General features: G+C 40.7%; 13 protein-coding genes. 4 read left to right on the top strand and 9 right to left on the bottom strand.

The genetic code is table 11. The features are described 5' to 3' along the window. Positions 1-17: 17 nt before the first annotated feature. The 4 genes from AACU32_RS05140 to AACU32_RS05125 all read right to left on the bottom strand — a co-directional run bounded on the left by AACU32_RS05140 (position 18) and on the right by AACU32_RS05125 (position 2,605). Positions 18-830, bottom strand: a complete 813-nt coding sequence (locus tag AACU32_RS05140) for a hypothetical protein (protein WP_339377522.1) — start codon at positions 828-830, stop codon at positions 18-20. Between the two features lie 276 nt (positions 831-1,106). After that, positions 1,107-1,553 carry a type II toxin-antitoxin system VapC family toxin gene (locus AACU32_RS05135; protein ID WP_096598465.1) on the bottom strand — a complete coding sequence of 149 codons (447 nt, stop codon included), beginning with the start codon at positions 1,551-1,553 and terminating at the stop codon, positions 1,107-1,109. Then, entirely contained in the window at positions 1,550-1,819 is a 270-nt protein-coding gene (locus AACU32_RS05130; protein WP_096598463.1) for a DUF2281 domain-containing protein, read from the bottom strand. The genes AACU32_RS05135 and AACU32_RS05130 overlap by 4 nt, the downstream gene beginning before the upstream one ends. Before the next feature lie 45 nt (positions 1,820-1,864). Then, positions 1,865-2,605: a M50 family metallopeptidase gene (locus tag AACU32_RS05125; protein WP_096598461.1), complete on the bottom strand. Its 741-nt coding sequence runs from the start codon at positions 2,603-2,605 to the stop codon at positions 1,865-1,867. A 229-nt stretch (positions 2,606-2,834) separates the two neighbouring features. Here AACU32_RS05125 and AACU32_RS05120 point away from each other — a divergent pair, with 229 nt between their 5' ends. After that, complete coding sequence (locus AACU32_RS05120) at positions 2,835-4,100, top strand: L-lactate MFS transporter (RefSeq protein ID WP_096598459.1); 1,266 nt, start codon at positions 2,835-2,837, stop codon at positions 4,098-4,100. Positions 4,101-4,395: 295 nt separating this feature from the next. Here the strand turns inward: AACU32_RS05120 and AACU32_RS05115 are convergent, their stop codons facing one another. The 4 genes from AACU32_RS05115 to AACU32_RS05100 all read right to left on the bottom strand — a co-directional run bounded on the left by AACU32_RS05115 (position 4,396) and on the right by AACU32_RS05100 (position 8,199). After that, complete coding sequence (locus AACU32_RS05115) at positions 4,396-5,376, bottom strand: FHA domain-containing protein (protein WP_096598457.1); 981 nt, start codon at positions 5,374-5,376, stop codon at positions 4,396-4,398. Positions 5,377-5,605: 229 nt separating this feature from the next. Beyond that, positions 5,606-6,328, bottom strand: coding sequence for a 6-phosphogluconolactonase (gene pgl, locus AACU32_RS05110; protein WP_096598455.1), 723 nt, complete (start codon positions 6,326-6,328; stop codon positions 5,606-5,608). A 360-nt stretch (positions 6,329-6,688) separates the two neighbouring features. Continuing rightward, positions 6,689-7,456, bottom strand: coding sequence for a ribonuclease PH (rph, locus tag AACU32_RS05105; protein ID WP_096598453.1), 768 nt, complete (start codon positions 7,454-7,456; stop codon positions 6,689-6,691). A gap of 134 nt (positions 7,457-7,590) precedes the next feature. Then, positions 7,591-8,199 carry an adenylate kinase family protein gene (locus AACU32_RS05100; protein WP_096598438.1) on the bottom strand — a complete coding sequence of 203 codons (609 nt, stop codon included), beginning with the start codon at positions 8,197-8,199 and terminating at the stop codon, positions 7,591-7,593. 480 nt (positions 8,200-8,679) lie between these two features. Here AACU32_RS05100 and AACU32_RS05095 point away from each other — a divergent pair, with 480 nt between their 5' ends. Together AACU32_RS05095 and AACU32_RS05085 are read left to right on the top strand one after the other, a co-directional pair. Further along, entirely contained in the window at positions 8,680-9,216 is a 537-nt protein-coding gene (locus AACU32_RS05095; protein WP_096598436.1) for a P-loop NTPase family protein, read from the top strand. Positions 9,217-9,301: 85 nt separating this feature from the next. Next, entirely contained in the window at positions 9,302-11,020 is a 1,719-nt protein-coding gene (locus AACU32_RS05085; RefSeq protein ID WP_445223214.1) for a dCTP deaminase domain-containing protein, read from the top strand. Between the two features lie 200 nt (positions 11,021-11,220). On the opposite strand, the gene AACU32_RS05075 is transcribed toward AACU32_RS05085, so the two are convergent. Further along, positions 11,221-11,439, bottom strand: coding sequence for a hypothetical protein (locus AACU32_RS05075; protein WP_096598432.1), 219 nt, complete (start codon positions 11,437-11,439; stop codon positions 11,221-11,223). 194 nt (positions 11,440-11,633) lie between these two features. On the opposite strand from AACU32_RS05075, the gene AACU32_RS05070 reads away from it, so the two are divergent. Next, positions 11,634-14,219 (top strand): NACHT C-terminal helical domain 2-containing protein, encoded by a 2,586-nt coding sequence (locus AACU32_RS05070; RefSeq protein WP_096598430.1) that lies wholly within the window; start codon positions 11,634-11,636, stop codon positions 14,217-14,219. The last annotated feature ends 94 nt before the right edge of the window (positions 14,220-14,313 follow it).

The raw sequence follows: 14,313 nt of genomic DNA, 5'->3' as shown, positions 1-14,313 counted from the left end.
AAAGATGTGAAGAAATATTAAGCACTATAAGTACCTCCCTTGCCAGCAGGAACTTTTTTACCCTTTTTCCAAGCATAAGAATAACTTTTTTGCCACGTAGCTGATTTTCTCTTACGAGTTGAGGTAGCTATATGATTCTGAAATTCATAAAATGCTGTCATAAACTTATCAAAATTTTTTTTAATCCGGTTATTTGACTTTGCCTCTATGCGACAGAAGGTAATAAAGAGAAAATACCAACGTCTTTCTTTAATAAAATAATTTCTTTCCAAAGATTTATATTTGTTTTTTTCTTGTAAATTGCGTTGGTCATCTAAAACTAACTTTGGTGTTCCATCTTCATTTTCTATAAAATGAGCTTTTTTACCTAGCTTAATCATTTCGCTCATTTTTGGCAGTGATTTCTCATAGTGATTTTGTAGACACGGTAAGAACTCATCCTCAGCTTCTTCTTGCAAAAATGCAAATAACATGGTCAAAGGTGATTTAAAAGGGTAATTAAAGTTCAAGTTTACTTTTAAATATTTTTCTCGAAATATTGATTCAGCAACTTCTATAAGTTCCCACAAACCCATCAGGTATTTCACTCTTCGTCTGTAGTGTTCACAGTAATAAGGATCAATTAACTTATTATCAGCAACATACTCTAAGGGATTTTGTAGAGTAGATTGACTTGTTTTCCAAAAAACTGAAAAGAATGCATAATCCAACTTTATCCTTAACCACTCAATTCGCTGCTCGTCTGTTTTGGCTTGAGATATGAGTTTATCGGATGGTAATTGGGCTAGATAGTCGCCAATCAAGTGATATTCCTGCTCTTTGTATGTCATAACTTCTCTCATCTTTATAAGAATTGAAAATATCATGAAACACTTTTAATTTAACTACAGCAAAGTGAAAATTAAAGCTATTAAATTTAGCATAAAATATTTCTAGGTTTAGCCATGAGGTTGGGTTGGAAAAAGTGATACCCAAAACTTATGTATCATTGCTTTGGGTCGCGCTATGCTTAACTAATCAGCCATAAGTCACGGCAGAATTAAACATGAAAACAGCTAGCATATTTCAGTGGTTAGAACTGAAGCAGAATGTTCATAAAAGCCCTGTTAAGGCTGCAATTTCATTGGCAGTTGCACCAACTGTGCGACATCCTCGCCCAGTCGAGTAAAATCATTAGCATTAAGAGTCAGTAAAATATCCACATTTGCTTTTATCGCACTCTGAGCAATCAAAGCATCGTAAATACCTCCCCCAGGAAGGTTTAAACTTACCATCCTGGCTATCGTCGCTTGATAATCCTCAGGCGTGAGAACAACTTTATAAAACTTGTTAAGATTTTCCTCAAGTAACCGCTGTGCTAATGCTGGGTTAATTCGCGGACTACGAGGAAGGCGAGTAAGTATGGCATAAAGTTCAGCAAGAGTATGAGTTGAGACAAATCCTTCTATCGCCTCTGCTTGAACACGTTGCAACCAAGGTAAAGCCTCAGGGTAACTAGGATGATCTGCAACTATCGCCGCCACAAGTACAGAGGTATCAAATAATATTTTCACCAGGATGTAAATTTATTGATTCGTTCTTCTCTTAAATTATGCACAAATGTTTCCCAGTTATTTAATCCGGAAGCTTGTACTACTAAGACTCCCCCAACATACTCAACAGGACAACCTTCTTCTATTTCTTCCTGTTGCAATTCCCTCAATTCTTGATTAGTCACCTTTCGCGACTCTAGAAACTCAACAAAATCTAGAACTTGCTGTTGTGCATTTTCTGGGAGGCGTTCTAGTTTCTTGATTATCTTTTCTTTTAACGAATTCATGATTTAGCCACCATCTTTGGTTAATAGTTTATTGTCGGTTAATCATTAATGACGATAGGCAACTTGAAGACTACGAACTAAAATTACCAAAGATGCGATCGCCATTAATCCACCCCAAAACCAATAAGGTAAAAACAGATACTTTTCTACTTGTGCTGTGTCGGAAAGTCCCAAGTAACCAGCCCGATAGCTAAATAAGTAATTCAGTTGGTGGTATGTACTTATACAAGCTTGTACACCCAAAAATTGAATGCCAAAACCCTGTACCCAACGCGGTGCTTTTAATCCGATAGCCAAGATCATTAAACCCAGCAAGGGAATCGCCACAAAGCCAAATAAGGAACGAACCCAAACTAATGTGGAAAGTAACAAAAAGCCGCCCAAAATTTTCAAACTCAGGGAAGCGGCTTTAAAACTGCGGGAAGCGAGAATCAAAGCTGCGCCGGCAATAGGTGGCCCCATTGGCCCTGCGGCGGCAACCAACGCTGGGCCGATTGGCCCTAATGATGAAGCGATGCGATAAGTTGCGACACCGGAACCATTGCCAAAAATCTCTAATTTCTGAAACTGTCCGCCCAACATTAACGCCATCAAGCCGTGACCCATTTCATGAAACCAAGTAGCTAAGATAGTAAAGGGGTATAAAATATAATCGCCTCCAGGGATTTGCCACAGCAAGCTAGTGGCGATCGCAGCTGCAATTAGCCAAGTTAGCCCCATGCGTTCTACTTCTTTTGGTGCTTCTTGGGGAAGCAAGTTTTCCCAATTCTTTCCTGGTTCCCTCATTGGTCACATTCCTTAGCGTAATTACCTCAATTACTTGAGTGTATTTTCTTCCATCCTAATCTACTTATTCAGTTTCCCGCTTGCACAAAAAACTGAGCTAAGTCTCACTGTTCTTCCAGAAAGGGGGTAAAGATTAATTTAAGGTTGGTTATCTGGTCGCTGCTGTTTGATTATTAATTTTCTGGATGTCTAATGGTAAATTTTAGGTTAGTTGCGACCATTGTAAAAAATGAGTACCAATAAAAATTTTGATAATTCTTTGGTTGATGATGTCAAACTATTTGGTTTACCTGCCGAAAAAGGGCGATGGTTACTAATTCCCCTGGGTGTAACGATCCTACTCTGTTTAGGAACTGCCTATTCTTGGAGTATCTTTCGTAGTACTATCGAAAAATCTCTACAGGTAGGGGCAACGGAAAGTTTACTACCTTTTACAATTTTATTGGTCGTATTTTCAATTTTAATGCCCATTACAGGGTTTTATATTGAAAAGTTTGGCTCACGCCTGGTGACTGCGGTGGGGGCGATCGTTATGGGGATTGGTTACACCGCTTCGGGTCTGGTAAATAATATCCCTTTGCTAACTATTACCTACGGTATCATTGCGGGAGCGGGTGTAGGGATTGTTTATGGTGTACCACTTGCTGTCAATGCTAAATGGTTTCCCGATAAAAAGGGTTTAGCCGTGGGCGCAACGGTAATTGGCTTTGGTTTATCACCGCTTGTCACTGCACCTTTAGCGAAGAATTTAATTGCGGCTAACGGCGATCGCGGTTGGCAACCGACGTTAATAATTTTCGGCATCGCCTTTACTGTAATTATATTAGCGATCGCCCCTGTAATGAAATATCCACCTCATGGATGGCAACCTGCGGGTTGGAAACCGCCGATTAAACTCAACGAAAAACAAAGCGATCGCAGTATCCCTTTATTAAAGTCCCTCAGCTTTTACGGGTTGTGGTTATGCTTTACCATTGGTACTTTTGGGGGGTTAGCCGCAATCGGAATTGCAAGTCCAGTGGGTACAGAAATTATTGGTTTAGACAAAAATGCAGCAGCCAATGCGGTGTCATTATTTGCGGTGTTTAATGGTTTAGGAAGACCTTTATTTGGTTGGATTGCCGATAAGTATAAGCCAAAAAATGCCGCAATTATTGCCTATGTATTAGCGATCGCTGCCTCGATTATGATGCTCACCGCAACTAAGGGTGCGATCGCTACCTACATCATAGCTTTTAGTTTGATTTATCTCGCCCTTGGCGGTTGGTTGGCAATTGGGCCGACATCTACTTTAATTCTCTTTCGTAGTCAAGATTATGCCAAAAATTACGGTATAGTCTTTACTGCCTTTGGAATGGGTGCGTTATTAGGAACCTTAATCGTTGGTAATATCCGCGATATTTTTGGTAACTATTTACCGTTTTTTTATGTCACCATTGGATTATCGATTTTAGGGATTATCTTGGCTGTATTTTTACTGAAACGCAAGGATTAATCCTTAATTGACTTGAGAGGTTTCAGTTGTTAACAATGTTCGTAGTCAAACAATTTTGGATTTTAGATTTTAAATTTTAGATTGACCCCAGCAATCAAGTCAGGGGAACCTATTAATAAATTTTAGATTTTAGATTTATTCCCAGTTGCGTGGGCGGGTTTCCCGACTTGAGCAAACTGGCGTGGGATTGAGACCTTTTAAAATTTTGGATTTTGGATTGAAGATTCAAAATCCAAAATCCAAAATTTAAAATCTAAAATTCGGTCAGGAATCAAGTCCTGACTAGAGAATTACATTAAGCGAGTTGGAAGAGGAATGTTACCAAATCACCCTTACCCAAACTGATGCGATCGCCTGGTCTGAGGCGGTGTCTATTACCAGGTAATAGGGGTAAATTGTTGATGTAGGTGCCATTAGAACTACCAACATCTTCTATATAATAAGCATCTCCCTCAACGCGAATATCTGCATGAATCCGCGAGACAATTTCCGAATTGGAAAATCCGGAAACATCCACATCTGGGGGAATGCGGTCATTAGGCTTGCCGATATGAATTACAGACAGGGTTTGTGGCAATTCAATATTGCTGTCACTTTGGACATGGAATAGCTGTGCGGTTATCTGCTGTAATTGGGTTTTGGCAGGACTGACAACAGGTGGTGTAAATGAGGCAACTGGTTCCGGTTCGGGTGCAAATGAGGCAACTGGTTCCGGTTCGGGTGCAAATGAGGCAACTGGTTCCGGTTCGGGTTCTGCGGCAACTGGTTCTGGTTCCGGTTCGGGTGCAAATGAGACAACTGGTTCCGGTTCGGGTTCTGCGGCAACTGGTTCTGGTTCGGCTATTGGAGCCGCAAAACCTTGTTCAGAAACGACAGGTTGTGGTTCTGGGCTGATTTCTACTACCTGTGGCGGCGGCGCTACTGGTGTTACTTCTGGAGGAACGGCCACCGCTGTCGGTGGTAAGGGTGAAGCAGCAACAGGATTGGGAACAGCGATCGGGTCTGGTTGTACCAGTTCTACAATTGGATCGGGAGTAACCAATGGCGGTACTTCTAAAGGAAAGTCAGGGGCGATAGTTACTGCTACCGCTGTTGGAGGTGCTGCGGCGGCATTGGCACGTAAGTTATAGCCACACTGACCACAGAAAGCGGCATCTGCCTGCACAGTTGCCCCACAGTTGGGACAGTTGTTAGTCGCTGGTAACGGCGTATAACATGCTTCACACTGGACAGCGCCGTCTGGATTAGGGTGATTGCAATTAGGGCAGACGATCATGAATTTCAGCCTTTGTTCGAGCTCATCGTAAAATGGGACTGGCAAGCAGAGAAGCGACTCTAGCTTTCAATTCTAACAATTACACCTGATGAGTTAATACGCATCACAATTAGACATTTTTTCATGAAAATCGTCATTAATCATTTGTCCTTTGTCCTTTGTAAACACAAATGACTAATGACTAATGACAAAGGACGATCCTGATGAATCAAGATCCAGTTTAGGGAACTTAACCTTGGAGTTCCGCACCCGCCGCCGCATCTAGTAACCACCAAAGTTCTCCTTGGGGTTGAATCAAGCGCGATGGGTAAGTGAATTCATCGGCTACGGGTGCAAATATTTGAGCTAAAGCTGGGCGTTTATTAGCACCTGCAACTACAAAAATTACACTACGCGCCGAGTTAATGAATGGGTAGGTAAAAGTGATGCGGATGCTGCTGTCTTTATTGCCCACAGTAATTAAGCGATCGCGTACTTTTAACGCTTCTGTGTGGGGAAACAAAGATGCTGTGTGCGCATCATCACCCATTCCTAGCAAAACTACATCCAAAGCCGGAAAGTCTCCGGATGCAGAATTAAAAAAGTTGTACAGATGGCTTTCGTACTTAACCGCTGCAACAGCGGGATCGGGTTCCAAAGTCGGGATGGGGTGAATGTTGGCATCTGGAATATCAACCCTGTCTAGCCAAGCACGACGCGCCATTAGTTCATTGCTATCAGGATGATCTGGTGGAACATAACGTTCATCGCCCCAGAATACATGAATTTTATCCCAAGGCAGCTTTTGATTAGCGATCGCCTCGTACAACGGCTTAGGTGTACTACCCCCAGATAAGGCGATAGTAAACCGCCCCCGCTGTTTAATAGCAGTATCTATCTTAGACAGGATCAAGTCTAGCGCCCGTTTAACTAGAGCCGACTGATCCGGTAGAACTTCGACCGTTTTGTTCATGACTTTATCATCACTTTGCCTGCTTCCAGGAATACAATACCGAACTTATTACAGTCTTCCGTTTTAACTTTTGAAACTTTTAAGATCATTGGGCATTGGGCATGGGGCATTGGGAAGAAAACTCCCCACACTCCCCACACTCCCTCATCCCCTAGCCCCTAACCCCTAGCCTCTAGTCCCTCACCATACGTGTCAACTTAACGTGAAACCCTTACCAAGACGTGATGAGCGAATTCTCTCACTTAACATCATGATCCGCGTCACCCCACCCCGGCTTTGCTGACGCAAAACCTCCCCTCCCCGTTTACGGGGAGGGGATTGAGGGGTGGGGTAAAATGCCTGTGGGATAAGCCTTTTAACTTAAGTTGACACCAATGGTCCCTCACCCGCCCCTACAAAAATCTCATCCCAGTCGGTAATCGCTTCTCGTTGGGCGATTAATAATTCCTGAATTCCTTGTTCAGCGAAATCTAACAACTGATTTAACTGACTACGGCTAAAGCTACCTTCTTCTCCTGTTCCCTGAACTTCAATCATCTCCAGGTGTTGATTCATCACGACGTTAAAATCTACTGTCGCGGCTACGTCTTCGATATAGTTGAGGTCTAAAAATGGCTCTTTTTCCAATAAACCGACGGAGACAGCAGCTATTTGTCCGCACAAGGGCGATCGCTCTAGTTTCCCTTGCTGCAATAATCGGGAAATGGCATTAGCTAACGCGACAAAGGAGCCTGTAATTGCCGTTGTTCTAGTTCCTGCATCTGCTTGCAATACATCAGCATCTACAGTTAGCGTGCGTTCTCCTAAGGCTTCAAAATCCAATGCTGCACGTAAGCTGCGTCCAATCAACCGTTGAATTTCTTGCGTCCGTCCTGATAATTTCATTAATTCCCTTTCGTGCCGTTGTTGCGTGGCACTGGGAAGCATACGATATTCGGCAGTTAACCAACCCTTGCCGGTTCCTGCGAGAAATTTGGGTACTCCTTCAGTAACGCTGACAGTACAAAGTACCTGAGTATCGCCGCACTTTGTCAGCACAGAACCAGGCGCAAAACGGGTAAAGCCACTGTCAAAGCTGATGGGACGGAGTTGGTAAGGGTACCTACCGTCTGGACGCTGCCAAGCCATTGGAGTTGCCTCAGAATTTTCATAGAGAATACTGCCTTAAGGTTACCTTAATGCCACAGCTTCTCTAGACGCTCTCTGGTATAGTCAGCGCCAAACTTAAGTCCTGAAACTGCTAAGAAAAATTGCAGATTTTTTTAATGAACTGCCAACAGATTGAGAATATGGTGGTGTACCATTTCTGGTGATTGATCGCCATTGATCGTCAAAAGTCGGCGGCGACGGTCGTAATATTCCAGTATGGGGATAGTGCGATCGTAGAATAACTCTATCCGGCGTTGTACAATTTCGGGTTGCTCATCGGGTAATGAACGTCCTAAACAGCGATTAACCATAATAGCTTGTGGTACTTGTAAATAAATTGCCCAGTCTAACTTTTGTCCTAAATATTCCAATAAAAAATCTAATTCTTCTGCTTGGAAAGCTGTACGCGGATAACCTTCCAACAGCCAACCAGATTGCAACTCCATCTGTGTCAGCTGCATCCGAATCAACTCAATCATCATTTCATCGGGGACTAGCTCACCTTTTTCTACGTATGGCTGCGCATAGCGTCCCAAATCACTTATGTGATTGTTCAGGCACAGATGTGGAGCATTTTCTCTTAAGGATAGTGGCTCCTCAACAGACATCGCTTCTCGTAAAATTTCACCGCTAGAAATCTTAGGAATATCAAAATGTCTACAAAGCTTTTGTGCTTGAGTGCTTTTCCCCGATCCTGAACCACCCAGAATCACCAATTTCACAACAATTTACTCCTCATCATGTCAAATTTATTACTTACCTACTCTGTTGTGCCCAAACAAATGGTAAATCTAACATCTGCTAATTTTCAGACATTGCACCCAGTTTTTTGATAAATTTGAACTGCTAGTTATATGTTTTTATTTTTATAGCTACTTGCATTTACGAGTGATAAATGACAATATCATTAACTCTTGACTAAATAAATCACCAAGTGTAAAAGATGTAGGATGAAAAAATTGTGGTACATAATGCCGTGGACGAAACCACCAAAATTTTTCTATACTAAAGCCTTCCCCCTATTAGCTGAGCTAATTTCCGACTTCATCATTCAGTTCAACACAAACCTAGTGCTTGACTAACAATGCAACTTGCCCAATACAATACATTTGTGAAAATCAGATTGGTTATACAGGTTAATTGGCGATCGCTCATCTGCGCAAAATCTCTTTGATAATTTGTAATCTTTTAAACTTTGTTTTATGGTAGTCCAGCTAGATACCTCAAGTGTAAATTCACCCCCTAATTTCCCATCCCCTGTGGCCGGGCTAGTACAAGTTTTCACTAGCTCACACCGTAACTTTTTTACCAATGTTATGGCTCAAGCACTGAGAATTGCTGGTCAAGGTACATCAGTGTTAGTAGTACAATTTCTCAAAGGTGGCATTCGTCAAGGACATGAACGACCAATTCAAATGGGACAAAATTTAGATTGGATTCGTTGCGATTTACCTCGCTGTATCGATACACCACAGCTAGACGATACCGAAAATGAAGCTTTACAAACACTGTGGCAACATACACAAAAGGTAGTATTTGCGGGTAAGTATTCTCTCGTTGTCTTAGATGAATTAAGTTTAGCGATCAACTTTGGTTTAATCCCAGAAGCCGAAGTTTTAGCATTCTTAACAAAACGCCCTCCCCATATCGATATCATCCTGACAGGGCCAGATATGCCTAAATCTCTTTTGGATGTAGCAGATCAAATTACCGAGATCCGGCGCAGTCATAGCCCGTAAAGAATGTACCACTTCACGATATCCTAGTAAGTCGATTTGAATTAGCTGTGAACTTGTGATTAAAAACGATATCTGGATTACGGAAATGGCTCAAAAGGGCATGATTTCTCCCTTTGAGTCAAGTTTAATCCGAAAAGTGCAAAAAGAGCCAGATGTAGCGGTTCGTCCGGTAATCAGCTATGGTTTATCTTCCTATGGCTACGATATTCGCCTTTCTGCTGCTGAATTCCGCATTTTTCGCCACATTCCCGGAACTGTCATTGATCCCAAAAACTTTAATCCTCAAAATCTAGAATCAACGCCCTTACATACGGATGTCAATGGTAGTTACTTTATCTTGCCTGCCCATTCTTATGGTTTGGGTGTAGCCCTAGAAAAACTAGAGGTTCCAAATAATATCACAGTAATTTGTATAGGTAAAAGCACGTATGCAAGGTGCTTTAGAGGTGATACTCGTGTAGCCCTAGTTAATGGCACATCCCCAACGCTAGAAGAAATGGCTGAACGCTCTGAAAATGGAGAAAAATTTTGGGGCTATAGTATTGGTCAACATGGAAGAATAATAGTCACTCTACTAGAAAATCCCAGATATATTGGTCGAGATTCTTTATTGGAAGTGACTTTAGATAATAACGAATCAATATTTTGTACACCAGATCATCTTTTTATGACTAGAGATGGTCGAATGGTTGAAGCTCATACTCTCAAACCACAAGATTCTTTAATGCCTCTTTACCGTCAGGTTGCTCGTGGTTATGAGATGGTATATCAACCGCTTAACGGTCATCTTTATCCGACTCATCGATTGAGTGATGAGTGGAATTTATATTACGGAATTTACGAGAATACTCCTAACACTCACCGTCATCATGTTGACTTTAATCGTTTAAATAATAATCCCTGGAATATTGTGAGAATGGATGCCTCGGCGCACATTCGATTACACAATCAAGAAAACTATGGTGATGAGTTTGATCCTGATGAACATGGGGAATCTATTAGAGAAGCTTTTGCCAGACTCAGACAAAATGTTGAATGGAATACAATGTTTTCTCAACAGCAAAAAGAAAAAGCTTTGAATTTCTGGCATGATTCCAAATATGAAGAAATCCGCCAAAGAGTAATTGAAGGGAGAAGAAATTGCTCTGATGATACTCGAAAAGCGCATCGTGATGCGATGATTGAGTATTACAAAAATCCCACAGCTAGAGCTTTAACAGGAGAACTTAGTAAACAAGCTTGGGCAAAAGATGACGGTACAAGACGTTATCAGCAATCCCAACTGATGAAACAACTGGCGGATGCTTCCAAGACTCGCCATGAAATTACTGCTGATGTTGTCCGTTCAGCGCTAGATCAAACAGGTTCTATTCGTGGTGCGGCTCGATTACTTAATTGTGATCGCTCTGTATTTAGAAGATTTCCAGACGTTATACAATCGTTTAGAGGTTTATCACAAAGTCATTCTGTCAAAAACCACAAAGTTATATCTATAAAAGAAGTACCTGGTATTCACGATGTTTATTGTTTAACAGTACCGGAAGCAGGTAATTTTGCCTTAGAAGCAGGGGTTTTTGTGCATAATTGTGGGATAATCGCAAATCTAACACCTGCTGAGGCAGCTTGGCGCGGCCATCTGACTTTGGAATTTTCTAATTCTTCCAGTGCTGATTGTCGCATCTACGCCAATGAAGGCGTGGTGCAATTGCTGTTTTTAGAAGGCGAACCCTGCGCGATTAGTTACGAAGCCCGTCAAGGGAAATATCAGGATCAATCTGAGATGGTAACATTGGCAAAAGTTTAATACTCTTTTATCGTTTCAGACAGAGAAGAATATTGGCTTTGGTAGCAGAATCAGCAATACTGATTGGCAAGTTATACCAATTTAAAAAAAGAATGCGACAGATGGGTAGGGGCACAACATTGTTGTGCCCTTTGAGCGGTATTACCCTGTATTTGTCAGTCGTCTATAATCGGGATTCTGAACACAGCGACTGGTCAAAATTAGTGTGGTGGTGTACCAGTAACATTACTATCATCATCATTATCATCATCCTTCACAAGGGTGAAGATGGCGCTAGCCCCTGCCACTGAGATCGTGTTACAGGCAGTGCTCAGTTGCATTTGAGCATCCGTAGGGTTGGGAAGAGTAGTGAGGTAAAAACTGGTACCAGCCGCAGAGAGCGTAATGCTAGTTGCTAGTGCCAGTAGTGTTTTCTTCATTTTTTATCTTGTGTTTTTCTTAGGTCTCACTCAATAACCTTAAGACTGTTTATCCTGACATTAAGTATCAACTTTTCATTGAAAGTTTGGTGAACTGCTCCTGACTTATCCTGACTTATCCTGACTTATCTGACTTGCCCTGATTAACAGATAATATAATTGTTGTAATTTCCTTGCCTTGAACCGAGCACAAAATGAATTCCTCGCCTTCACCCAACCATGACATTCATTTTTCTCTAGACTTTCTAACTGACCTGAAGGAAGAATATAAATTCACCGAGGGCGAAATTGAAGTTATTAAATGTTTCAGTGGCGCAGTTCTAGAAAACAATGACACGCCAGAGAACAAAGAAATTAGCAACCATCTTCTTATAACAGATTCAACTGTAAGCACTCGTCTGACAGGTGTGTACAAAAAATTCAACATCTCTAATTCAGGTCCTGTTAAAAAAACCATATTACGAGATACTCTGCGTGACAGGTATCAATCCTGGTCAAAACAGAAGAGTCAGCCAGGAACTAATAAAAATTATCAAAACAATCAACAGCCAAATGATTTACAAGCTGAAGATAATATATTTAAGCCAATTCAAGAACGCTGTAAACAAACAATTAACAAACAACACAGCACCATTCGATTGTTTAATAAAGATACGATTAAAGTTGAGCATCTGTATGTGGATGTTCTGTTACTGAATAAACCTTCGCAAACAAAGGAGGTATTACCGTCTGAGAGGGGAAAATATATTAATATAGTAGACGGTATTTCTAAGCAGAGTAATCCAGATGAGCGCTGTTCAGGGTTTGATGTTGCAAAAAAATACAATAAACTGCTGATTAGCGGTAAACCTGGCTCGGGCAAAACGACTTTTCTCAAGCATTTAGCACAGTGTTGGTCAAATGGAATATTTCAGTCTGACTCGATTGCTGTAGTGATTGAATTTCGTAATATTCAGGGTGAGGAATGGAGTTTAATACATGCGATAGAGAAGGAACTGGAATTGGAAGGAAATTGGAATAAAATACAAGAATTAAAAGCACAAAAGAAAAAGATAAAAGACGAACTTTCCAAGTCGGTATCTGAATATTCTAATGATAAGAAAAACTTAAAGAATGAACAAAGTTTAAAAAAGCTTCAAGAATTAGAACATGAATTGAAATCTCTACCGTTAGAAAGTCTTTTACAACAGGGCAAACTGCTACTGCTGATGGACGGACTTGACGAGGTGCCGACGGATAAATTAAGGCGTAGCGTGCAAAGACAAATCTCCGATCTTGCACAAGAATATGAAAACAATCATTTTATTCTGACCTGTCGTATCCAAATTGACCTTGAGACGGTCTTAACTAGTGATTTTACCTGGGTGCAAGTGGCAGACTTCAACACGGAACAAGTCGAGCACTTCGTCAAGAACTGGTTTACAATGCAGACTGATGATAAAGCAGAACAAAAGTGGCAAATATTTAATAAGATTTTTTTCCAAGATAAAGCACTAAATGAATTAGCATTCACTCCGGTGCTGTTGAATTTGATATGTTTAATCTTAGAAAATAGTTCATCATTGGATAATAAGTTGGCATTAGAATCTAAAGATATCAATCACATATATAGGCGGGGAATTTATTTACTATTGACAGAATTGAATGAGGTCAAGAATATTATTGGCTGGGAAAGGGGGACTGAAAAGTATCGGCAATTAAGTAATAAGGAAAAAGAGCTTTTGCTGATTCACCTTGCAGCACACAAATTTGTGAATCCAGATAATTTTATTACGTTTGAAGAAGACGAAATTATAAATCAAATAATAGATTTTTTCAAGAAAGACAAAAAAATTCAACTGACAAACAACGAAGCAAAGGGAGTGCTGAAAGCGATGGAAGCCCAGCATGGCTTGCTTATTGAACGGGCAAAACAGTGGTGGACATTTTCTCATTTAACGTTGCAGGAATACTTCACCATCGAGTGGCTGACCACACTTACTTCTAAAGAATTAGCTGAAAAGGTTGCAAATAATGTATGGCAGAATGCTGTTCAGCGATTAGTAAAATCACAAAAACCTGCTGATCGGTTTGTACGGCTGATCAAACAGGCGATCGATAATTCAATTAAGGTTGATGAGAATGATATGGATGAACTTGAGGATAACACAAATTTACAGAAATACTTGACCTGGGTATTTAAACAATCCCAAGTTATCCAAGAAGCTATCCAAGCAGACTATAAACCTATAGCTATTAGAGCCTTTTATTTTACCCTTCCTATGTTTAATCTAACCCACGCCATTGAATTTTCTATCTCCTGCGACCTTTCCCGTAATTTCAACTGCGACTTCGACTTTGAAAAAGAATTCGACGGTCTCATTGACATAAATAAATCCTTTGATCGCGCCCGCAAACGCATAAAAGACTGTCGCAAAGGCCTCAAACGCTTCCAATCTTTCGCCTGTTTTCTTGACCCAGAACTAGGAAATAGATTGGCACAGATCACAGAATTATTACCCAACTTGTCGGTAAAAGACCCAGATTTACAGCGTTGGGTCAGGAGTAGTGATATTCAGCAGTTAAAGAATGAAGTTGATCAGGTAATAAATCAACATCTTAATATATGTCCTAATTGCCAATTCAGCGACGAACAAAAACAAAAACTCCAACGCTATTATGATGCCAATAAATTTCTCCTTGATCTGATAAATATTCAGGGGACTGTCAGCGACGCTTTCCGTATCGAAATTGAAAATAGCTTACTGCTCCCCTGGGAAGAATTACAAAATCGTTCTTAATTTTAAATGATAAAATAAGACAAGGTGAGCGATATTTTCCAAAAATTAGGATACTTTCAATAAGTTATTCCACTCTTTTGTTGATTTTTTTTAA

This window comes from Calothrix sp. NIES-2100 (assembly GCF_963875285.1).
Classification (GTDB): domain Bacteria; phylum Cyanobacteriota; class Cyanobacteriia; order Cyanobacteriales; family Nostocaceae; genus Aulosira.
The sequence above is the reverse complement of the archived record's forward strand: the minus strand, read 5'-3'. Positions and strand labels throughout refer to the sequence as shown.